Here is a 21,263-nt window from a genome sequence, read left to right on the forward strand (position 1 = left end):
TATGTTACAGATAATGCAACTTCATAAAACATATTTTCTCACGCTATTAATAGCTTTAATTAGCTTGTGTTCCCTTGGTCAAAACATGCAATTGTTTGAGCAAGCCAACACCTTATATAACGATGCTAAATACGAAGAAGCTATAAGCAAATACCAACAAATTTTGGATACAGATATGCATTCAGCAGAGCTGTATTTTAATCTAGCCAATGCACATTATAAACTCAACCATATTGCGCCAAGTATTTTTTATTATGAAAAAGCCTTGCAATTAGCACCTAATGATGCTGAAATTAATCAAAATATAGCGTTTGCAAAAAACATGACCTTAGATGCTATTGATGTGGTTCCAGAAGTTGGCGTTTCCAAAGTTATTAATCAGGTTTCAAACGCTGTAAGTTTTGATGCTTGGGCCATTTTGGCCATCTGTTTTGTGTTTTTAGCTGTATTTTCTTTTATTAATTATTATTTGGCAAAAGGAACCAAAACAAAGCGTTTTTCGTTTACAGTAGGATTTATTGGACTGTTTTTAATGTTAGGATCAGTCGTATCAGCTTTCAATAAGTACGATTTAGATAAAAACAACAATCCAGCCATTGTATTTGCTCAAGAAAGTCAAATAAAAAGTGAACCTAACTTAAGAAGCACGGAAGCTTTTGTACTCCATGAAGGAACTAAAGTACAGGTTTTAGATACCGTAGAAAATTGGAAGAAAATTAAATTGACGGATGGCAAAACTGGATGGATTCCGGCTACAGATATTAAATTATTAAAGAAATTTTAAATCTAATTTAACGTTAATAAAATATTGAAAATAATATATTTGCCATCCAATATCATTACATGAGTAAAAAAACTATTGCAATTTTGTTTTCTATTTTATTTGTGGCGTTCATTTCAGCGCCATCAATAATTGTTGCAGTAGACGAAAATGTAGATGTATCTATATTCTATAGCATTACGGAAGAAGAAAATGAAAGTTTTAAATTCCCGCTCTCTAATAGTGATTTTAATGAACTAGAGAATTTATACGCTACAAATGCTCAAGATTATTTGGGGTATTATTTCAAGAATTATTCAAAACCCCATTTAAATCTCATTTCACCTCCACCCGATTACAACATCATATAATTTCGTGATTGGCTAATTAATTAGCCTCGTTTTTTATTAACTCTTCTAGTCTGAAACGGATTAGAAGCGCAATTATTTATATGTATGTTTAAAAATATTAAAAGCGACTTACCAGCGAGTATTGTCGTGTTTTTTGTTGCCTTACCTTTATGTTTAGGTATAGCTCTTGCCAGCGGAGCGCCCTTGTTTTCGGGATTAATAGCTGGTATTATTGGAGGAATTGTTGTTGGTGGTTTAAGCGGCTCTAAAATAGGTGTAAGTGGGCCTGCAGCGGGTTTAGCGGCCATTGTTTTAACTGCTATTGGAACTCTTGGCGGTTATGAAAACTTTTTAGTAGCCGTTGTTTTAGGTGGTGCTATTCAGTTATTATTTGGAGTTTTAAAAGCGGGTATTATTGGGTACTATTTCCCATCTTCCGTAATTAAAGGTATGCTAACTGGGATTGGAATTATCATTATTTTAAAGCAAATACCTAACTTTTTTGGTTATGATGAAGCATCAGCTTGGGATTTAGAGTTTTTTGAAATTGATGGTGGAAATACCTTTTCTGAACTTTTTGCGGTGTTAAGTAACATTCACCCTGGAGCGGCTTTAATAGGAATAGTTAGTTTGTTATTACTTGTATTTTGGGAGAAAATATTAAGCAAAAAATCAAAGCTTTTTGAACTGATACAAGGACCATTTGTTGTGGTGGTTTTAGGAATTATTTTTTATACACTTTTTCAAGATCATGACTTTCTTTCCATTGGAAATAAACACATGGTTAGTGTTCCAATTCCGGAAAATGCTACCGATTTTTTAAATCAATTTAGCTTCCCAAATTTTTCAGTAATTACCAATGTGGATGTGTGGGTAACGGCCTTTACTATTGCCTTGGTGGCAAGTTTAGAAACGTTGTTATGTGTGGAAGCTTCGGATAAAATTGATCCAAATAAAAACGTGACACCAACCAATAGAGAACTATTGGCACAAGGGACAGGAAATATGATTTCGGGGTTAATTGGTGGTTTGCCAATAACACAGGTAATCGTTAGAAGTTCGGCTAATATTCAGTCGGGTGGAAAAAGCAAATTATCAACTATTTTACATGGCTTTTTATTGTTAATTTCAGTGGTATTAATTCCTAAATTACTCAATATGATTCCCCTATCTGTTTTAGCTGCCATTCTTTTGCTTGTTGGTTATAAGCTGGCTAAACCAACCTTATTTAAAGATATGTATAATTTAGGTTGGAAACAATGGGTACCCTTTATTGTTACGGTTGTGGGTATTGTGTTTACGGATTTGTTGTTTGGCATTGGATTAGGATTAATGGTTGGTGTTGTAGTTATTCTCTTAAAAAGTTACCAAAATTCGCACTTTCTTCATATTGAAGATAAGAGCAATGGAAAACATAAAATAAAAATGACACTTGCTGAAGAAGTAACCTTCTTTAATAAAGGAGCTATTCTTAAAGAATTGGAGAGTTTGCCAAGAGACACGTATTTAGAACTAGACCTTATTAATACAAGGTATTTAGATCATGATATCATTGAGATTTTAGAAGATTTCCTGTATAAAGCGGAAGAACGAAATATTAGTATAAAGCTTTTATCTAAACGTGGTATTGTTGAAAATCCATCTAGTTTTATTTCATTTTTCAATGAAAATCAGAAATCAAAAATAAGCTTAAGTTAATTCAAATAAACCTTAAAAAATTAAAACCGTTTAAACATTGGCCCGTTACGATATTTAAAAAAATGTGACGAGAACGTATTGAAAGCATTGCAAAATAAATGCGTCGTCCTTATAATTTTTAATACTTTTAGCGTGTGAAAACAATGTCTTAAACAAAATTGTATACTATTAAATATTAAAATTTATGAATTTAAAAACAGTTTTCGAAAACAATAAGTCCTGGATTCAGGGCAAACTAGATGTTAGTTCAGATTATTTTAAAGATTTAAGTGATGGGCAAAATCCAGAACTTTTATATATAGGATGTTCTGACAGTCGTGTTACGGCTGAAGAATTAATGGGTGCAGCTCCTGGAGAAGTTTTTGTACACAGAAATATTGCTAATATGGTAATTAGTATAGACCTTAATGTCATGTCTGTAGTAAACTATGCCATTGACCATCTTAAAGTTAAGCATGTTATTGTTTGTGGTCATTATGCTTGCGGTGGTGTGAAAGCCGCTATGCAGTCTGCAGATTTAGGGATTTTAAATCCATGGTTGCGTAATATTCGGGATGTATATAGAATTCACAGAGTGGAACTAAATGCTATTGAATGTGAAGACAAGCGTTATGATAGATTGGTTGAACTTAATGTGCAAGAACAGTGTGTCAACTTAATTAAAACAGCTGCTGTGCAAAAAGCGGTTCGTGATAGAGGGTTAGAAGTTCATGGTTGGGTTTTTGATATCCACACCGGAAAATTAATTGATTTAAAAATTGATCTTGAAAAATATCTTGATGATATTCAAGAGATTTATCATTTGGATTAAATAAAAAAAAGCCGCTTCAATTGAAGCGGCTTTTTTTTATGGATAATCATTCTGAAAGCTGATGATAACTTATTGTAATAGGCTATAAACAAATTCAGGATGGCCACGTTCTCCATCAGCATTTGTTAGTGCTAAAAATTTCAATTTGTATAAATTACCTTCTGTATCGTTAACTATGTAAAAAACATTTTCTTTTAGGGAAGGTAAAGTTCCTGGTCCACCACCGTTTCTCCAGCTACTTCCAATAGAACGTTGATCGTTACTAAAGTTTGTGTCTACAACATTGGCTAGTGTAAAGTTATCATAACTTAATTCGGTTTCCACATCGGTATCAATCATATAAGCCGTGGCATCTGCTTTACTATTATTTACTACAAAATCCGTATAACCATAAGCGCCGTATCCTATAATTTCATTGGTAAACACAGTAAAGTTTAAATCCCATTCCGTTTTTGCAGGCTCCACGCTAACTTCAGATTCTGTATCAAAACTAAAAAACGTAAAATTGTAATTTGTGTCTTTAGAAATAGTCACGGTGTTATGAGTTGTAGCCTCTAAATCCGCATATTGTAAAACGTAATCGTTTCCGCTTTTAGTAACACGAATTTTTTTCCAGCCTCTTGGATTGCCTGAAACTTCTACGCTACCATTGACTGGCGTTTCGGTGCTTACTTCATAACCTAAATTAACCAAATATACATGGTTTGAAATAGCATCATCAGAAATAGCCTTAATTACAGTCCCGTCAATATTACCAAAAGGTGCATCTATAAAACCAGCACTAACATCTTCAAAAGTACCTACGGCCACTTGCGGTTGTAAGGTTTGAACTTCGATGGATGATGCATTCACGGCATCAATATCTGAAGCAGAAAGTTCGGCAGCTGCCATATAAATAGAACCATTTATGGCCACTCTAAAATCGGAACCTGAATAAAAACCTAAATCCCAAGTATCTCGTTGTACAGATGTTGTTGTGTTTGTGCTTAAATCAATATAAATTTGATTAGGCTCGTTTGGGCCTCCAATTTGAGGTGCAATTGAAGCACCTTCAATAACAACGTTAATAGGTCCTGATGGTGTGTTATCGTCGTCACTACTACAACTAAAAGTAGTAAATAAAGCGACTGTAAATAGTGCAGATAAAAATTTGTTAATCATAATATATATAGTGTTTAAAGGTTTAATTTATATAATAGTTTTAAATAAAATGAACGTCCGTAACCCAAGGTTAAATTGGAAGTGTTTCCACCATGAGAACCGCCATCTGAAGCAGAATTACGAATATCAACAGATGTAATATCTAGTAAGTTTCTTGCGCCAAGTGTTACTTGAAATGTGTTTTTGAAAAATTCTTTTTTAATGGATGCATCCAGCCAACTATAGCCATCAACAGTTTGTTGTGTAAAAATGTTATTTCCTTCATTATCTACGTCACCATTGGCGGCAAAATCTTTTTGTTCGCCATTATACTTATATAGCATGGTAAAGTAAGTGTCCCATTTTTTGGCATAATAGGTAGCACTTGAATTAATTTGGTAGGAAAACAAAAAATCATCGTTGGCATTAACTTCATCATCTAAAACCCGCGAAATTCCTTGCAATGTCGCTCCTAAATTAAAAGTCCAATTATCCGCTTTTATACTGTTATTAAGGGTTGCACCCATTAACTTATAGCTATTAATGTTTATATATTGGTATTGCAATGGCGTTGTATTTACAATAGCCAAATCAATCTTATCTTGTAATGATATGTAGTTTATTTTGAATTCATTAACCAAAGATAAATCGTTAAACCAGCTACGCTTTTTCACATTAAAAAAGGCGGTATAACCGTTTTCGGGTTTTAGGTTTTCATTCCCACGGACATCATGATTAGAATCTACAAAGTAATAATACAGTTCTTCAAAGCTTGGTGTTCTATAGGAGCTTCCTAATTCGGCACGTAGTTCAAAACCGTGTTCAAACAGGTAACGCGCACTTAAAGACCCTAGTAATTTAGACTTGAAAAGGGAGTTATGGTCGTACCGCATACCAGGTCTAACGGAAAATTTTTTGCTAAAACGGTATTCTCCGGAAGCATAACCTGCCAAACTAGTTACCGATTGTAGTTTATCCATTTGGGTTTCATTTCCCGAGGCCTGGGTATCAAAACCTTCAATATAACGTAATTCGTAGCCTAATTGAAAGTTGAATTTATCTGTTTTAATTAAGTTATTTATGGCACCATTGGAGAAAAGAACTTTCGTAGATTGGTAGGTTTCATCTATTTCATTATCTTTTTTTTCCGTAAGAATATAATACGTAAAATCATTTAAATTTCGTTCTTGCTGTTGGTACGAAAAGGATGCTTTATAATTAATACCCGATTGTAATTGGCCAGATACATTTAAATTATTTACAAACCGATTCGTTTTGTAAACCCGATCGTTGGTTGTGGGGTTAATGGTTTGTGAAGCAACATCAGGATTGGTTCTAACGGAACGATTGTAAAAGTTTAATTCTTCATTAAAATAATCAAATCGGTAGTTCAAGTTAAAGGCTTCAGACTGATAGTTAACTAAAGCATTGCTGTTTATTTGTGTTTTTGGTAGCCATTCATACCCGCGTAAATTATCTGTTCCGTAGTAATCTTTCCCTTGCCTTTCTCCAAAATAACCAGCAAATTGATTACGGTTAAAACCCACTCTAGCAAACCATTTATCATTAATATTGTGAGATACATTTACCAGTTGTATATGGCGGCCTTCATCAAACCAAGCGTACTCATTACCTACGGTCTCTTCTTGAATTCCTGTTTGTATTTCCCATTTCCCATCAATTGCTTTTTTGGTAATAATATTAATAACTCCAGAAACAGCATTGGCGCCATATTCTACACCCATAGCACCTTCTACAATTTCTATGCGCTCAATATCATCTAAATTTATTTGGGTTAAATCAATATTATTTCCAACGCCATTATCACTAACTAAAGGAATATTATCAATTAGAATGGTGAAATACTGCTGATCTAATCCAAAAAACGAAATATTAGATTTCCCGGTTTGGGCGCTGGGAAGGATCGTTAAATTTAAATTGAAGTTTAATAAATCGGCTATGTTATTAGCTGCCTGACTTTCAATTTGCTGCCTCGTGATTACGGTTACATTATGAACCGATTTTTTTATGGACTGCGGATTATATTGGCCAGTAATAACCACCTCACTTAATTGTTCTGTTTTAGTAGAATCTGTTTCTATTTCTTGTGAATAAATAAATGGACTCAAAAAAAGCAGAAAAAAAAGTGAAAAGTTATTTTTATTTAGACTCATTCTTTATAGATTTGCTGCAAATATAAAATCTTATTTTAATTCAATCTAAATAAGAATAAAAAAATTTTGAATTAAGTCCAAATAAAAAAATAAAACTCTAAAAATGAAACAAGTAGCTTTAACCACACTTTTATTAGTAGCATTATTTACACAAATTCATGCACAATCTAAACTACAACAAGATCAAAAAGCCATCAAAAACATGTGTGGTTGTTATGAAGTGAACTTTAATTTTGCGGAAACTTTTGAATATTCTGGTGATTCAACTTACATGCCATCGGCAACAAAACATGATAAAGGAATAGAGTGGGTAGAGCTGGTTCAAGATGATGCCGATAAAATTGTCATGCAGCATTTATTAATTGTTGGATCTAAAGAGCGTCCATATATTGTAAAGCATTGGCGACAAGATTGGGAGTTTGAAAACACCAATTTATATGTTTATGACCATGATAACAAGTGGAACTTTGTAACACTTCCAAAAGAAGACGTGGCTGGTCAATGGACACAGCGCGTTTTTCAAGTTGATGATAGTCCGCGTTATGAAGGATCTGCCACTTGGGTTCATATCGATGGAAAAAGTTATTGGGAAAATACCACTACAGCACCTTTAGCAAGACGAGAATACACAACACGTAGTGATTATAATGTAATGAATAGAACCAACAGACATGAAATTGTTGCCAACGGTTGGATTCATGATCAGGATAACGATAAGGTTATTCGTGAAACTGGAAAGGAAGACGTGATTTTGGCTCAAGAAAAAGGACATAATACCTACGTGAAAATTGACGATAGCGAATGTAAAGCGGCCCAAGACTATTGGGCAAAGAACAAAGAGAAATGGGTAATTGTTAGAGCTAAATGGGATGCTGTTTTTGCACGAAACACAAATTTAATGTTGGAAGAAAAAGTAGATAACAAAACCATGTTTAAATATTTATTGGATGATGAGAACTATAAAACTTCGGAAACTATCAACCCAATTATTGATGCATTTGTAAAATAAGAATACTATGAAAATTAAATCTATAATATACGCCTTAATCCTAGTTTTAAGCCTTCAAAGCTATGCTCAGGATAATGTGTTTTTAAATCGCGATTTTTGGAGCAACAAACCATCTGTGGAAGATGTAGATGTCCAAATTAAAGCAGGACATGATATAACGCAAGCTAATAGCAATAATTTTGACGCCGTTGTATATGCTATTTTGCAAGATGCACCCAACGAAACCATTCAATACATTCAATCCTATAATGGAAATGACGTCAATAAATTAACCCATGACGGACGAACCTATATTTTTTGGGCCGCTTACAAAGGTAATACCGAAATCATGCAATACCTTTTAAAGAAAGGTGCCAAAACGGATATAACCGATGATAAAGGAAATACTATTTTAAATTTTGCAGCTGGTTCAGGACAAACCAATACCAAAGTATATGATATGTGTTTGGCACATGGTGCCAATTTAAAATCGGATCTTACACCGTCAGGAGCCAATGCACTACTACTAGCAGCTCCTTTTGATACCAATTTTAAACTCATCAATTATTTTACATCTAAAGGCCTCGATATTCAAAGTGTGGACTCCAATGGGAATGGCGTTTTTAATTATGTTGCGAAAACTGGTAACAAGGAATTATTAAATCAATTAGTAGAGAAAGGTGTTAAAGGAAATAACCAAGCCTTTATTTTTGCTGCCCAAGGAACCCGGAGCCACACCAATGATTTAGACTTTTACACCTATTTAGAAGAAGTAGGATTAAACCCCAATACGTCTTCAAAAGAAGGCGAAACACCTTTGCATATTTTAGCGGCTCGTAGTAAAGATCTAGACTTGATACGCTATTTTATAAAAAAAGGAGTTGATGTAAATCAAGCGGATGCTGATGGAAATACAGCCTTCTTAAACGCAGCTTACCGAAATAATTTAGAAGTCATTACCATTCTTAACAAACAGGTAAAAGATATTAATGCGGTGAACAAGAAAGGTGAATCTGCATTAGCCTTAGCTCTTAAAAACAATACCTTTCAGGTGGTTGATTTCCTAATAGAAAACAAAGCAGAAGTTTCGGTTATTGATGCCAATGGAAACAATATTATAGCGTATGTTATGGAATTCTTTACTGTTAATAATCAAAAGGAGTTTGAACAAAAAATAGCCTTAATTAAAGCTAATGGAATAGATATTACCAAACCTCAAAAAAATGGAAATACGTTATTTCATTTAGCCGTTTTACAAAATAACTTGGACTTAGTAAAATGGGTAAACACCTATCCTGTTAATGTAAATGCAAAAAATAGTGAAGGTAATACAGCTCTGCATTTGGCTGCTATGCGTGCTAAAAATTCAGACATATTAAAATATTTAGTTTCAATAGGCGCTAAAACGGATGCGGTAACAGAATTTGATGAAACCGCTTTCGATTTGGCATCGGAAAATGAGATTCTAAAATCCAGTAAAAGCAATTTAGATTTTTTGAAGTAGTTAATTGAAAACCTGTTAGTCTTTCATCAACCTAGCAGGTTTTAGTAAAATTAGAAACCATGAAAATAAAACATATAATACTTGTTAGTTTTTTAACCTTTGGATTATTATCCTTTACAACCATTGCAGATTCTACCAAATACAAATGTATGATTCAAATGACGAATTATACAGGTGAAGCTGCGTATGTAGTTATTTCCTTGATAAATCCAGATGGCGAATACGAAAAAACCCTATACGTACAAGGAGATGACAGCGAATGGTATCATGATATAACGGACTGGTGGAAATTCTACGGAAAAAAACGTAGCAATATAGATGCCATTACTGGAGCAACTATTGCTGGAGGCGCCAGAACTATTAGTGTTATAGATATTGAAGATTCTAAAATTGATGCTGGTTATAGCATCCGTTTTGAAACAGCCGTTGAGGATCAGGAATATTACACCAAAGATGTGGAATTTCCATTGACTTCTGAAACAGTAAAAAGCAAGAAAGAAGGCAGCGGATTTATTCGTTATGTTCGGATGATGCCAAATTAATTTTTTTGAACTTATAATTAATACGTTTGGTTTATGACCATTTCAATTTGGAGATACAGTCACCTTGCCTTGGCCGTGTCTTCTTTTGTTTTTATTCTTTTAGCCTCCATAACAGGAATTATTTTGGCGTTTCAGCCTATTTCTGAACAAATTCAACCTTTTAAATCGGCTGATTTTGAAACCATAACGGTAGCCGAAACTATTTCCACATTAAAGCAAACCTATCCGGAAATTATAGATGTTCAAATCGATGCTAATGATTTTGTTTTAGCTTCTGTAATTACCCATGAAGGCGATAGTAAAACTGGTTATATCAATCCGAAAAACGCTGAATTTCTTGGCGATAAAATAGATGTTTCACCATTTTTTCAATGGGTTACTAACTTCCATAGATCCTTATTTTTAAAAAGCACAGGACGCTTTTTTGTTGGTTTTTGTTCGTTCCTTTTATTTTTAATTGCGGTTTCGGGTTCTATTCTAATTGTAAAAAGACAACGTAGTTTTAAAAAGTTCTTTTCAAAAATTATCAATGAGAACTTTAATCAATATTGGCATATTGTTTTAGGACGTTTGTCTTTAATTCCCATAATTATTATCACCATTTCAGGTGTGTATGTGTCTTTAGAGAAATTTGATTTACTACCAACTTCCAATACCACACACAATATTGATTTTGATGCTATTTCAGCTACACCAGAATTACCGGTTGAAGATTTCGCTGTGTTTAAAAACACACAGCTCTCTGAAGTTCGCGCCATAGAATTTCCGTTTTCTGATGATGTGGAAGATTATTACACCCTAGCATTAACTAATCAAGAAGTAGTAATTAATCAATTTACAGGTGAAATTTTAAGTGAAATTAAGTATCCGCTTGTTACTTTTTATTCCGAGTTAAGCCTGAATTTACATACGGGAAAAGGCAGTATTTTATGGTCTGTTATTTTAGCGCTTGCTACGGCAAACATCCTGTTTTTCATTTATTCAGGATTTGCTATGACAGTAAAACGCCGAAAATCTAAACTTAAAAATAAGTATAAAAAGGATGCATGTGAGTTTGTTATTCTAGTAGGATCAGAAAACGGAAGTACCTTACCGTTTGCTAATGTTTTACATGAGCAACTTTTAGAAGCTGGTAAAAAATCTTACATTACAGAATTGAATAATTATACAACTTTTAATAAGGCAGAACATCTAATTATTCTAACCGCAACCTATGGTCAAGGAGATCCACCAACCAATGGGATTAAATTTTTAGAGCTTTTAAAAACAACCCAACAGCCACGTACCTTACAATATTCCGTCGTTGGTTTTGGTTCTTATGCCTATGCTGATTTTTGCAAATTTGCCTTGGATGTAGATAAAGCTATGCAAACCGAATTCAAGCAATTTTTACCTGTTTTTACTATTAATGATAAATCGGTTGATGCTTTTAAACAATGGACAAATTCGTGGACGGAAAAAATACATGTTCCTGTTCAAATTGCAGAAGAAAAATTAGTTGCTAAACCAAAATTAACCAATTCACTGACGGTTGTTCACAAAACAGACGTAGCGGATAATCCAGATCAAACATTTATACTGACACTGAAAGCCAAACAAGCCAAACGGTTTGTTTCTGGCGATTTGCTTGCCGTTTATCCAGCTAATGATTATCGGGAACGTCTATATTCTATTGGAAAAGTAGATGGACATATTCAACTAAGTGTCAAATTTTACGACAATGGATTAGGTTCTAATTTTCTAAACGGTTTTAGTTTGGGCAGTACCTTTAAAGCACGCATTATTAATAATGCGGCTTTTCATTTTCCTAAAAAAGCACCACATGTCGTGATGATTGCTAATGGAACTGGTATTGCTCCATTTTTAGGAATGTTAAATGCAAACACCAAACTAAAAACAGTGCATTTGTATTTCGGATTACGGACCAACGAATCTTACAAATTATTCAAATCGCAAATAGAAGGCTATTTAAATACTCAAAAATTAGCCCGTTTGGAATTAGCACTATCACGCGAAACCAATAATAATTATGTTCAAAATTTACTTTTAAGAGATTCTGAATTTATGGCAGCTACGCTAAAAAACAAAGGTGTTTTAATGTTATGTGGCTCATTAGCTATGCAAAACGATGTGCTCAAAACCTTGGAGCTTATTTGTGAAAAACACCAATTAGAAGGGCTGCATATCTATCAACAAAACGGACAAATTCAATCGGATTGCTATTAAGATTCTGGTATTAATTCTGCCTCAGTTGTTTCTTCCACTTCTTGATTTTCAGCTGATTTTATTACAAATGGAAAAATCATGGGAGCAATGGATTTTACGGGCTTGTAAAGTATAGCGTTTTCCGTATTTTCGTCATCTACAAAAGTAATCGTGGTATTCATAGCATCAAAAATATTGAGTAACACACTTAAAATTAATGCCATTTTCACCACACCAAAAAGCCCACCTAATAACTTATTTAAAATTCCTAAAGCAGCAAAATCCGCTAGTTTAGTCAAGGCTTTGCCTGCCAAAGCAATAACTAAAACAATCACAATAAAGGTGATGGCAAATGCAGCTACATTAATGGTTTTTTCATCCCAATCCACATAATCCATAAGTAATTCTGCTGCGTAAAAACTAAAGTGAATGGCACCATAAATTCCAGCAATTAAAGCGACTAGTGAGGCAATTTCAACAAAGAAACCTTTTAGAAACCCACGCACAAGTCCTAAACCTAAAAATGCCACTAAAATGATATCAATTACGGTCATATTACATTAGAATTTCGTCAAATATAAGTTAACTTTGCCAAAATAAAACTGAATATGAAATTGAAGTTCGACTTCAAATTCATTTTCAACTTCAATTTAAAACATGTCTAGAGACGAACAATTAAAAGAACGATGGGAACAAGTAGTGCAAAAATTGTCTGCACAATTTGCTGATGGTGATAAACTGGATTTAGATGCTATAATTTATTTAATTGGTGTGCAAGAGCTAGGTCAGTTGGATAGAAAATTTAAAAAAGATCATAAATTAGATTTGATGCATATTGCTATTTGTCGCCTTTTGGAACCTTATGGTTATTATGAATTTGATTATTATGATGATGACAAATGGCCACATTATAAGGTGAAAGAACAATTGCCAGCCTTAAAAGCAGGTGAACAAAGTGTACTGATGAAAGAAGCTATTGTAAGTTATTTTATTGAAGTGGAGTATATAAAATAAGAATTATTAAATTTGCACTCATTTTCAATGAAATCATGATAGATAAGATAAAAGAATTAATTGCCGAAGCGGAAGCATTTCAAGCAAAATCTAAAGAGGAAGTCGAAGCATTTCGAATTAAATTTTTAGGAAAAAAAGGCGTGCTTAATGATTATTTTAAGGAGTTTAAAAACGTAGCTAACGATCAGAAAAAGGAGTTTGGTCAGGTTATTAATGCGCTTAAAAAAACAGCAGAAGATAAAGTAGCAGCACTTAAGGAGGATCTGGAAAACAATGAGGAGTCGGCCGGTTCGTTTGATGACTTATCTCGTCCAGGCGATCCAATTGAAATTGGTGCAAGACACCCTATTTCATTAGTAAAAAATCAGATTATTGATATTTTTTCACGCATTGGTTTTAATGTTAGTGAGGGTCCAGAAATTGAAGATGATTGGCATAACTTTACCGCGTTAAATTTGCCAGAATACCATCCAGCACGAGATATGCAGGATACCTTTTTTATACAAACAGATCCAGACATTTTATTACGTACACATACCAGTTCGGTACAGGTGCGTTATATGGAAAACAATAAACCACCTATTCGGACAATTTCTCCAGGTCGTGTGTATAGAAATGAAGCAATTTCATCGCGATCGCATTGTTTTTTCCACCAAGTTGAAGGTTTATATATTGATAAAGACGTGAGTTTCTCCGATTTAAAACAAACCCTTCAATATTTTACAACTGAAATGTTTGGAAAAAGTAAAATTCGTTTACGTCCATCCTACTTTCCGTTTACAGAACCGAGTGCTGAAGTAGATGTGTATTGGGGATTGGAAACCGAAACCGATTACCGTATTACTAAAGGAACGGGCTGGTTGGAAATTATGGGATGTGGTATGGTGGATCCTAATGTATTGGAAAACTGTGGTATAGACTCTAAAGAGTATTCCGGTTTTGCATTTGGTATGGGAATCGATCGTATTGCTATGCTATTACACCAAATTGGCGATATCCGTTTGTTAAGTGAAAACGATGTGCGTTTTTTAGAGCAATTTAAATCTGCTTTATAAATTAATCTTCAAAATATACTGTTCAAAAGCCGATGAAATCATCGGTTTTTTTTATTTAACAATTTTTTAACTTCGGTTAGTTCGGTTATTTCCGAACTAACCGTAATTTTGCATTCTTATTATATTAAAATGGAGAAAGAATTAATCGTTAAGAAAAACCAGTTAGTTGAAAAACTAGGCGTTAACTTTGAACATAGTGAGCAGCTAGCACCTGTTGCTGCGCGTATTTTAGCTTTTATAATACTTACAGGAAAGGTAGGCGCCACTTTTGAGGATTTGGTATCCAATCTTTGTGCTAGCAAGAGTACTATTTCAACGCATTTAAATCACCTTCAAGACTTAAATAAAATCTCGTATTTCACAAAAATGGGAGATCGTAAAAAGTATTTTATTATTAATGCAGATACCTTAGTACAACATGTTAACGACATGGTATCAAAATGGGAATTGGAGAAAGAACTACATGAAGAAGTTGCTGATTATAAAACACAAATTAATAATTTGGAAAGCACGACTTCCGAGTTGAAATTCGATTTAACATATCACGAAAATTATATAAACTATCTAAATCTAGCTATGACATCTATGTTGGAATTGAAATCCAAAGTAGTTGCTATGAAATCTTAAACATAACCAAAAATGAAAAAAAACACATTTAATATTTTGATTCCTAGTGTATTAGTTTTTGCGCTTTTTAGCTGTGGAAATAAAGAAGAACAACAAAAGCCACGACCAGCAATGCCATATCCTGTTGTTGAGGTTTCTAAACAAACGGTTATTACGCACCAAGACTTCCCTGCTAGTATTGAAGGTGAAGTAAATAGTGAGGTGCGACCAAAAATTTCAGGATATATTAAAGAAGTGCTAGTTACAGAAGGGCAAGCCGTAAAGCAAGGTCAAGTAATTTTTAAACTGGAAACACAAACTTTAAGTCAGGACGCTCAAGCTGCAAAAGCGAATGTGAATGCGGCTCAAGTTGAAGTTAATAAACTTAAGCCTTTAGTGGAAAAAAACATTATTAGTAGTGTTCAATTGGAAACCGCTAATGCTAAATTGTTACAAGCGCAAAGTGCTTATAATAGTATTGGTGCAAATATTAATTATGCTAATGTGCAAAGTCCGGTTGATGGTGTTGTAGGTTCTATAAACTTTAGAAAAGGTGCGTTGGTAAGTGCTCAAGATCCCATGCCACTAACAAATGTATCCGCAATTGATGATGTATATGCCTATTTTTCTTTAAACGAAAAAGAGTTTATTACGTTCATGGAAGAGGCAGAAGGTGAAACAGGGGAAGAAAAAATCAAGCTTTTCCCAGAAGTTAAATTGCGTTTAGCTAACGGCCAAATATATGAGCATTCCGGGAAAATTGAAACCATTGCAGGAGACATTAATGTTCAAACTGGAACGATAACATTTCGGGCCAAATTTGATAATAAAGCAGGTTTACTCCGTAACGGTAGTAGTGGAACTATTTTAATTCCTAGAACGTATGAAAATGTTTTAGTGGTGCCATCAGAATCTACTTTTGAAAGACAAGGAAAGAATTTTGTATATAAAGTTATTGGCGATTCACTAGTAGATAAACCCATTGCTGTTTTAAGGTCTACAAACCGCATGTATATAGTTAGTGGCGGGCTAGAAGTAGGTGAAACTATTTTAGCAAAAGGACTCAATAAAGTAAGTCCTGGTATTAAAATTACACCCATTAAGAAATCATTAGATAGTATTATTAACTCCTTTGATACGGTATTTAAATAAGACTAATTATGTTAAAGACATTCATTGAAAGACCCGTTTTATCAACGGTAATTTCCATTATAATAGTTATTCTCGGTATTTTAGGACTACTTCAATTACCAGTCACCCAATACCCAGATATAGCACCACCAACGGTTCAAGTAAATGCTTCTTATCCAGGAGCGAATGCTGAAACAATTCTAGAAAGTGTAATTGTTCCTATTGAAGAGCAAATTAATGGTGTAGAAGGCATGACATATATTACCTCTACAGCTAGTAACTCGGGTAGCGCTTCAATTCAAGTGTTTTTTGAGCAAGGTTACGATGCCGATATTGCCGCAGTTAACGTACAAAACAGAGTAGCGCGAGCAAATGCTTTATTACCAGCGGAAGTTATTCGTGCGGGCGTTATTACGCAAAAGCAGCAAAACTCAGCTTTATTATTTGCCGCGGTTTATTCTACCAATCCAGAATATAATGACACCTATATTCAAAACTATGTTAACATTAATATTAAACCAGAGATACAGCGTATTAATGGTGTTGGCGCTTTAAATGTTTTTGGAGCTAAAGATTATTCCATGCGTATTTGGTTAGATCCCGTTAAAATGGCTGCTTATAAAATTGAGCCACGGGAAGTAACACAAGCAATTAACGAGCAAAGTTTAGAAGCTGCTGCTGGTTCTTTTGGACAAAATAGTGGAGAATCTTTTGAGTATGTTGTAAAATATAAAGGGCGATATAAGGAAGCTAATGAATACGAGGATATCGTAATTAAGGCTTTAGGAAATGGTCAGTTTTTACGGGTAAAAGATGTAGCAAAGGTGGAGCTAGATGCTTTTTCGTACTCATCAATATCTAAAACAAATGGAAATGCGGCTGTTAACTTTGGGGTTTATCAAACGCCTGGCTCTAACGCCCAAGAAATTATTGAGAATATCTATGTTAAATTGGACGAGCTGAAAAAAGACTTTCCAGAAGGTATGGATTATATTATTAACTATGATACCAATAAGTTCCTAACGGCATCTGTGGATAAAGTAGTAAATACCTTATTGGAAGCCTTTCTATTAGTGTTCCTAGTGGTATTTATATTCTTACAGGATTTTAAATCGACATTAATTCCCGCCATCGCCGTTCCAGTTTCCATTATTGGTACCTTCTTTTTCCTGAATATGTTGGGGTATTCTATAAATCTATTAACGCTATTTGCATTAATTCTAGCCATTGGTATTGTGGTGGATGATGCTATTGTGGTTGTAGAAGCCGTTCATGCCAAATTAGAAGATGGCTATACCAATGCCAAGGAAGCATCTATTTCGGCCATGAGTGAAATTACTGGTGCTATTATTTCTATTACGCTAGTCATGATGGCGGTTTTTATACCTATTACATTTATTCAAGGACCATCTGGTGTATTTTATGAGCAGTTTGGTGTTACATTAATGATTGCCATATTTATTTCGGCCGTAAATGCTTTAACATTAACACCTGCTTTATGTGCTATTTTCTTAAAGCCTCATAAAAAGGAGGATGAACATAAAAAGAAAAAACGCTCGTTGATGCAACGTTTTTACGATGCTTTTAACGCAGGGTTTAATGCAACAACGGCAAAATACGCCAAATCTGTAGGGTTTTTAATCAGACATAAATGGATTACCATCATCATTTTAGGTTTAAGTATTTTTGGAATTATTGCAGCAGATAAAGTAATCCCAACAGGATTTGTTCCTGCTGAAGATAGAGGTATAATATTTATGAATGCGGAATTACCTCCTGGATCATCTTTAGACCGTACGTTTGAGGTAAATAAACAATTAGAGGAAGCTATTAAAGGCGTTGATGGTATTAAAGGTGCATCGTTTATTAGTGGTCAAAACTTTTTCTCTGGTGCAGGTAGTTCAAATGCCATGGGCTTTATTATTTTAGAATCATGGGATGATCGTGATACCGATGCCACGACTGTTAATGCCATTATTGGTCAGTTGTTTCAAAAAGCCGCTATGATTCCAGATGCTAATATTATCTTTTTTACACCACCTAGTGTACCTGGTTTTGGTAGTGCAGATGGTTTTGAAATGCGCTTATTAGATAGAAATGCAAGACCATTAACAGAACTTGATGATACAGCTAACGATTTTGTGCAGCTATTAAATCAGAAACCTGAAATTGCCTTTGCATCAAATTCATTTAGTACCAATTTCCCGCAATTACAATTAGATATTAATGCGGAACGTGCTAAAGAAGCCGGGATTTCAACTAGTGCTATTTTATCAGCGCTTCAAGGTTATATTGGTGGTAATTATGTGGCCGATTTCAGTAAGTTTGGAAAACAATTCCGTGTATTTATACAAGCTTTACCGGAAGACCGTGTTGACGAAACTAGTTTAAATAGTATGATGGTTAAAACGCCAACAGGCGAAATGACACCAATTTCACAATATGTATCATTTAAACGGGTCTATGGTCCGCAAACGGTTAATCGTTTTAACTTATTTAACGCGGTTACAGTAAATGGTGCCGCAACACCAGGTTATAGTTCAGGTGATGCCATTAATGCCATTAACGAATTAGCTGAAAATAATTTACCAGAAGGATATCAAATAGCTTATTCAGGTATTACACGTGAAGAGATTGCGTCTTCAGGACAGTCTACAGTCATTTTTATGATTAGTATTTTGTTTGTGTTCTTCTTGTTAGCTGCACAATATGAAAGTTATTTATTACCATTAGTTATTATTTTCTCGTTACCAATTGGTGTAGCTGGAGCGTATTTAACAACCTATTTAGCTGGGTTGGAAAATAATATTTACTTCCAGATTGCCCTAATTATGTTATTGGGTTTACTAGCTAAAAACGCCATTTTAATTGTGGAGTTTGCTGTTCAACGCCGACAACATGGCTTGTCCATTGTAGATGCTGCTATTGATGGTGCTAAAGTCCGATTGCGTCCAATTTTAATGACATCCTTTGCATTTATTTTAGGTATTACACCATTGATGTTAGCCAAAGGTGTAGGTGCAGTAGGGAATAATTCTATTGGTACAGGTGCTGTTGGAGGCTTGTTAGTAGGTACTGTAGTTGGGGTCTTTGTAATACCGGTATTGTTTGTCATATTCCAATGGTTACAAGAAAAAATTACGGGTGCTCCAGTTGTTGTTAATGAAGAAATAAAAGAATAAAAAGGATGAAAAGAAGTATAAATAAAAGATGGATTTCTAGGGTTGCGGTTATAGCTGTGGTGGCCGTAACTATGCAAAGCTGTTTGGTTTCTAAAGATTACGAACGTCCTGATTTAGAAGATGAAACGGAAAATTTATTTCGTACAGATGAACTGCCAACAGATAGTATGTCCATGGCAGATGTATCTTGGAAAGCGGTGTTTACAGACCCGTTTTTAACGCAATATATTGAAGAAGGTTTACAGAATAATATTGATATTCGTATTGCTATTCAACAAATTATTGCTGGTGAAGCTTACATGAAACAAGGAAACGCGGGTTACTTGCCAACCTTAAGTGCTGGCGCATCGGTGGCACATCAGAAATTGTCTGATAATAGTCAGTTTGGGGCATTTACAAATGGTTCTATTGATCAGTATGAAGCCGTAGCTAACTTATCTTGGGAAGCCGATATTTGGGGAAAAATCCGGAGTAATAAACGGGCCTTTCATGCTGGATATTTAAAAAGTATTGCAGCACATCAAGCTGTAAAAACCAAACTTATTGAAAGTATTGCTACCACCTATTATACATTAGTGGCTTTGGATGCGCAATTGGAAATTACCAAAGAAACCATTGAAACTCGTAGAAAAACGGTTACGGCAATTGAGTCTTTAAAAGAAGCTGGACAAGTAACCCAGGTGGCCGTAGACCAAAACGTGGCCCAATACAACAATGCGCGCGTACTTCAAATTGAGATTGAGCGTCAAATTTTTAGAACGGAAAATGCGTTAAGTATTTTGTTGGCAAAACAACCGCAAACGTACCAACGAAGCACCTTAAGCGAACAGGAAATTACAACCGAAATGAAACTTGGTGTGCCTTACATTTTATTGCGCAACAGGCCAGATGTAATTGCCGCTGAAAATGATTTCATTCAAGCTTTTGAAATGACTAATGTTGCCAAAGCTAACTTTTATCCGTCCTTAACCTTAAGTGCATCGGGTGGATTTCAAAGTTTGGAGTTTCAGAATTGGTTTGATACCAGTTCACTTTTCGCAAATTTAGTAGGTGGGTTAGCACAGCCTATTTTTAATCAGCGTAAAGTTAGAACGCAATTCGAAGTATCTCAAGCGCAACAAGAGCAAGCCTTATTAAACTTTAAGCAAACTCTGTTGGTGGCAGGACAAGAAGTATCCGATGCCTTGTATAGCTATAAGGCAGAAGAAGATAAGTTCCAATTCCGTGAAAATGAAGTGGAAGCCTTGCGTCGTGCAGAATCTAATTCAGAAACCTTATTAGATAATGGGTATGCTAACTATTTAGATTTATTAACGGCTAGACAAAGTGTGTTGGTAGCAGAATTGAATACCATTGATAATAAGTTAGAACAATTGCTATCTGTTGTTAGATTTTACAAAGCACTAGGTGGTGGTTGGAAATAACGGAAGGACCACCATGTTATGATAAATAAGCAAGACATACTTTTGTGCTCCATTACCAACTTCACCAAGTTTGGTAGCAAACGGTTTACATTAGATGATCTGGCTTTGGAATTAGGCATTTCAAAAAAAACAATTTACCAGTATTTTAATGGTAAAGAAGCCTTGGTAGCTGAAAGTTTAAGCTACTTATTAGATAACTACGTGGAGGAGATTGAGGCTATTCAAGAGCGTGAAGATTTAGATGCCATTGAAAAAATAATTACCATTTATAAACGTGGGTTTGAATATTTAAAACACTTCAAGCCCGCGTTTTTATTTGGTATTAAAAAATACTATCCCAAAGCCGATGCGGTTTTTACAGCATTTTCAGATCGGTTAGTCAATACCATTATATACACCCTATTAGTAAAGGCCCAACAACAGCAAATAATTAAACCACGGGTAGATGTAGCTTTGGTTGCCAAATTATACATGTTGCGCGTAGATAATGTGGCCTTTAAGGACGATAATTTATTTAAAACCTACAGTTTATCTACCGTTTTAAACCACCTGATTATTTATAATCTGCGTGGCATTACAGTTTCTGGTTATTCTAACGCTTTTTTTGAATAGTTTTTTATTTTTGCATACACAAAGGTTTAGTAATACAAACATCATTAATTTAATCGTTCCACAAGGG

General features: G+C 34.5%; 18 protein-coding genes. 15 read left to right on the forward strand and 3 right to left on the reverse strand.

All coding sequences use genetic code 11. The features are described 5' to 3' along the window. The first annotated feature begins 1 nt into the window (after nt 1). From ACN0QX_RS09930 to ACN0QX_RS09945, 4 genes are all read left to right on the forward strand, one after another. On the forward strand, nt 2-784 hold the full coding sequence (locus ACN0QX_RS09930) for an SH3 domain-containing protein (protein WP_371922396.1): 783 nt from the start codon (nt 2-4) through the stop codon (nt 782-784). 59 nt (nt 785-843) lie between these two features. Beyond that, nucleotides 844-1,131 (forward strand): hypothetical protein, encoded by a 288-nt coding sequence (locus tag ACN0QX_RS09935; protein WP_417196741.1) that lies wholly within the window; start codon nt 844-846, stop codon nt 1,129-1,131. 84 nt (nt 1,132-1,215) lie between these two features. Continuing rightward, entirely contained in the window at nt 1,216-2,808 is a 1,593-nt protein-coding gene (locus tag ACN0QX_RS09940; RefSeq protein WP_417196743.1) for a SulP family inorganic anion transporter, read from the forward strand. Between the two features lie 184 nt (nt 2,809-2,992). Then, the gene (locus ACN0QX_RS09945; RefSeq protein WP_248397142.1) at nt 2,993-3,619 is read left to right on the forward strand and encodes a carbonic anhydrase; all 627 of its coding nucleotides are present in this window, start codon (nt 2,993-2,995) and stop codon (nt 3,617-3,619) included. A gap of 69 nt (nt 3,620-3,688) precedes the next feature. Here ACN0QX_RS09945 and ACN0QX_RS09950 read toward each other — a convergent pair whose 3' ends face one another. Then, on the reverse strand, nt 3,689-4,780 hold the full coding sequence (locus ACN0QX_RS09950; protein WP_417196745.1) for an HmuY family protein: 1,092 nt from the start codon (nt 4,778-4,780) through the stop codon (nt 3,689-3,691). A gap of 14 nt (nt 4,781-4,794) precedes the next feature. After that, nucleotides 4,795-6,888: a TonB-dependent receptor plug domain-containing protein gene (locus ACN0QX_RS09955; RefSeq protein WP_417196747.1), complete on the reverse strand. Its 2,094-nt coding sequence runs from the start codon at nt 6,886-6,888 to the stop codon at nt 4,795-4,797. Nucleotides 6,889-7,036: 148 nt separating this feature from the next. On the opposite strand from ACN0QX_RS09955, the gene ACN0QX_RS09960 reads away from it, so the two are divergent. The 4 genes from ACN0QX_RS09960 to ACN0QX_RS09975 are packed head-to-tail and all read left to right on the forward strand — an operon-like array spanning nt 7,037 to nt 12,193. Next, nucleotides 7,037-7,942 (forward strand): DUF6607 family protein, encoded by a 906-nt coding sequence (locus tag ACN0QX_RS09960; RefSeq protein ID WP_248397148.1) that lies wholly within the window; start codon nt 7,037-7,039, stop codon nt 7,940-7,942. Between the two features lie 7 nt (nt 7,943-7,949). Further along, nucleotides 7,950-9,425 carry an ankyrin repeat domain-containing protein gene (locus ACN0QX_RS09965; protein ID WP_248397150.1) on the forward strand — a complete coding sequence of 492 codons (1,476 nt, stop codon included), beginning with the start codon at nt 7,950-7,952 and terminating at the stop codon, nt 9,423-9,425. Nucleotides 9,426-9,484: 59 nt separating this feature from the next. After that, the gene (locus ACN0QX_RS09970) at nt 9,485-9,967 is read left to right on the forward strand and encodes a DUF2271 domain-containing protein (protein ID WP_417196749.1); all 483 of its coding nucleotides are present in this window, start codon (nt 9,485-9,487) and stop codon (nt 9,965-9,967) included. Nucleotides 9,968-10,000: 33 nt separating this feature from the next. Continuing rightward, nucleotides 10,001-12,193, forward strand: a complete 2,193-nt coding sequence (locus ACN0QX_RS09975; RefSeq protein WP_417196750.1) for a PepSY domain-containing protein — start codon at nt 10,001-10,003, stop codon at nt 12,191-12,193. Here the strand turns inward: ACN0QX_RS09975 and ACN0QX_RS09980 are convergent. Continuing rightward, a complete protein-coding gene (locus ACN0QX_RS09980; RefSeq protein WP_248397156.1) occupies nt 12,190-12,726 on the reverse strand; it encodes a CvpA family protein in 537 nt (178 codons plus the stop codon). The genes ACN0QX_RS09975 and ACN0QX_RS09980 overlap by 4 nt on opposite strands. 103 nt (nt 12,727-12,829) lie before the next feature. Between ACN0QX_RS09980 and ACN0QX_RS09985 the strand changes: the two genes are divergently transcribed. From ACN0QX_RS09985 to ACN0QX_RS10015, 7 genes are all read left to right on the forward strand, one after another. After that, complete coding sequence (locus ACN0QX_RS09985; RefSeq protein WP_066247341.1) at nt 12,830-13,186, forward strand: hypothetical protein; 357 nt, start codon at nt 12,830-12,832, stop codon at nt 13,184-13,186. 35 nt (nt 13,187-13,221) lie between these two features. After that, nucleotides 13,222-14,241, forward strand: a complete 1,020-nt coding sequence (gene pheS / locus ACN0QX_RS09990; RefSeq protein WP_248397158.1) for a phenylalanine--tRNA ligase subunit alpha — start codon at nt 13,222-13,224, stop codon at nt 14,239-14,241. A 129-nt stretch (nt 14,242-14,370) separates the two neighbouring features. Continuing rightward, on the forward strand, nt 14,371-14,868 hold the full coding sequence (locus tag ACN0QX_RS09995; RefSeq protein WP_248397160.1) for a GbsR/MarR family transcriptional regulator: 498 nt from the start codon (nt 14,371-14,373) through the stop codon (nt 14,866-14,868). 12 nt (nt 14,869-14,880) lie between these two features. Next, on the forward strand, nt 14,881-15,999 hold the full coding sequence (locus tag ACN0QX_RS10000) for an efflux RND transporter periplasmic adaptor subunit (protein ID WP_417196754.1): 1,119 nt from the start codon (nt 14,881-14,883) through the stop codon (nt 15,997-15,999). 8 nt (nt 16,000-16,007) lie between these two features. Then, nucleotides 16,008-19,160 carry an efflux RND transporter permease subunit gene (locus ACN0QX_RS10005; RefSeq protein ID WP_417196756.1) on the forward strand — a complete coding sequence of 1,051 codons (3,153 nt, stop codon included), beginning with the start codon at nt 16,008-16,010 and terminating at the stop codon, nt 19,158-19,160. 5 nt (nt 19,161-19,165) lie between these two features. After that, nucleotides 19,166-20,584, forward strand: a complete 1,419-nt coding sequence (locus tag ACN0QX_RS10010; RefSeq protein ID WP_248397166.1) for an efflux transporter outer membrane subunit — start codon at nt 19,166-19,168, stop codon at nt 20,582-20,584. An 18-nt stretch (nt 20,585-20,602) separates the two neighbouring features. Beyond that, nucleotides 20,603-21,196, forward strand: a complete 594-nt coding sequence (locus tag ACN0QX_RS10015; RefSeq protein WP_417196758.1) for a TetR/AcrR family transcriptional regulator — start codon at nt 20,603-20,605, stop codon at nt 21,194-21,196. Nucleotides 21,197-21,263 lie beyond the last annotated feature (67 nt).

The organism is Bizionia sp. (genome assembly GCF_048259285.1).
Taxonomy (GTDB): domain Bacteria; phylum Bacteroidota; class Bacteroidia; order Flavobacteriales; family Flavobacteriaceae; genus Algorimicrobium; species Algorimicrobium hallyeonense.

Coding starts and splice junctions, on each gene's coding strand:
- ACN0QX_RS09930 (WP_371922396.1), top strand. CDS start 2: ATGTTACAGATAATGCAACTTCATAAAACATATTTTCTCACGCTATTA.
- ACN0QX_RS09935 (WP_417196741.1), top strand. CDS start 844: ATGAGTAAAAAAACTATTGCAATTTTGTTTTCTATTTTATTTGTGGCG.
- ACN0QX_RS09940 (WP_417196743.1), top strand. CDS start 1,216: ATGTTTAAAAATATTAAAAGCGACTTACCAGCGAGTATTGTCGTGTTT.
- ACN0QX_RS09945 (WP_248397142.1), top strand. CDS start 2,993: ATGAATTTAAAAACAGTTTTCGAAAACAATAAGTCCTGGATTCAGGGC.
- ACN0QX_RS09950 (WP_417196745.1), bottom strand. CDS start 4,780: ATGATTAACAAATTTTTATCTGCACTATTTACAGTCGCTTTATTTACT.
- ACN0QX_RS09960 (WP_248397148.1), top strand. CDS start 7,037: ATGAAACAAGTAGCTTTAACCACACTTTTATTAGTAGCATTATTTACA.
- ACN0QX_RS09965 (WP_248397150.1), top strand. CDS start 7,950: ATGAAAATTAAATCTATAATATACGCCTTAATCCTAGTTTTAAGCCTT.
- ACN0QX_RS09970 (WP_417196749.1), top strand. CDS start 9,485: ATGAAAATAAAACATATAATACTTGTTAGTTTTTTAACCTTTGGATTA.
- ACN0QX_RS09975 (WP_417196750.1), top strand. CDS start 10,001: ATGACCATTTCAATTTGGAGATACAGTCACCTTGCCTTGGCCGTGTCT.
- ACN0QX_RS09980 (WP_248397156.1), bottom strand. CDS start 12,726: ATGACCGTAATTGATATCATTTTAGTGGCATTTTTAGGTTTAGGACTT.
- ACN0QX_RS09985 (WP_066247341.1), top strand. CDS start 12,830: ATGTCTAGAGACGAACAATTAAAAGAACGATGGGAACAAGTAGTGCAA.
- pheS (WP_248397158.1), top strand. CDS start 13,222: ATGATAGATAAGATAAAAGAATTAATTGCCGAAGCGGAAGCATTTCAA.
- ACN0QX_RS09995 (WP_248397160.1), top strand. CDS start 14,371: ATGGAGAAAGAATTAATCGTTAAGAAAAACCAGTTAGTTGAAAAACTA.
- ACN0QX_RS10000 (WP_417196754.1), top strand. CDS start 14,881: ATGAAAAAAAACACATTTAATATTTTGATTCCTAGTGTATTAGTTTTT.
- ACN0QX_RS10005 (WP_417196756.1), top strand. CDS start 16,008: ATGTTAAAGACATTCATTGAAAGACCCGTTTTATCAACGGTAATTTCC.
- ACN0QX_RS10010 (WP_248397166.1), top strand. CDS start 19,166: ATGAAAAGAAGTATAAATAAAAGATGGATTTCTAGGGTTGCGGTTATA.
- ACN0QX_RS10015 (WP_417196758.1), top strand. CDS start 20,603: ATGATAAATAAGCAAGACATACTTTTGTGCTCCATTACCAACTTCACC.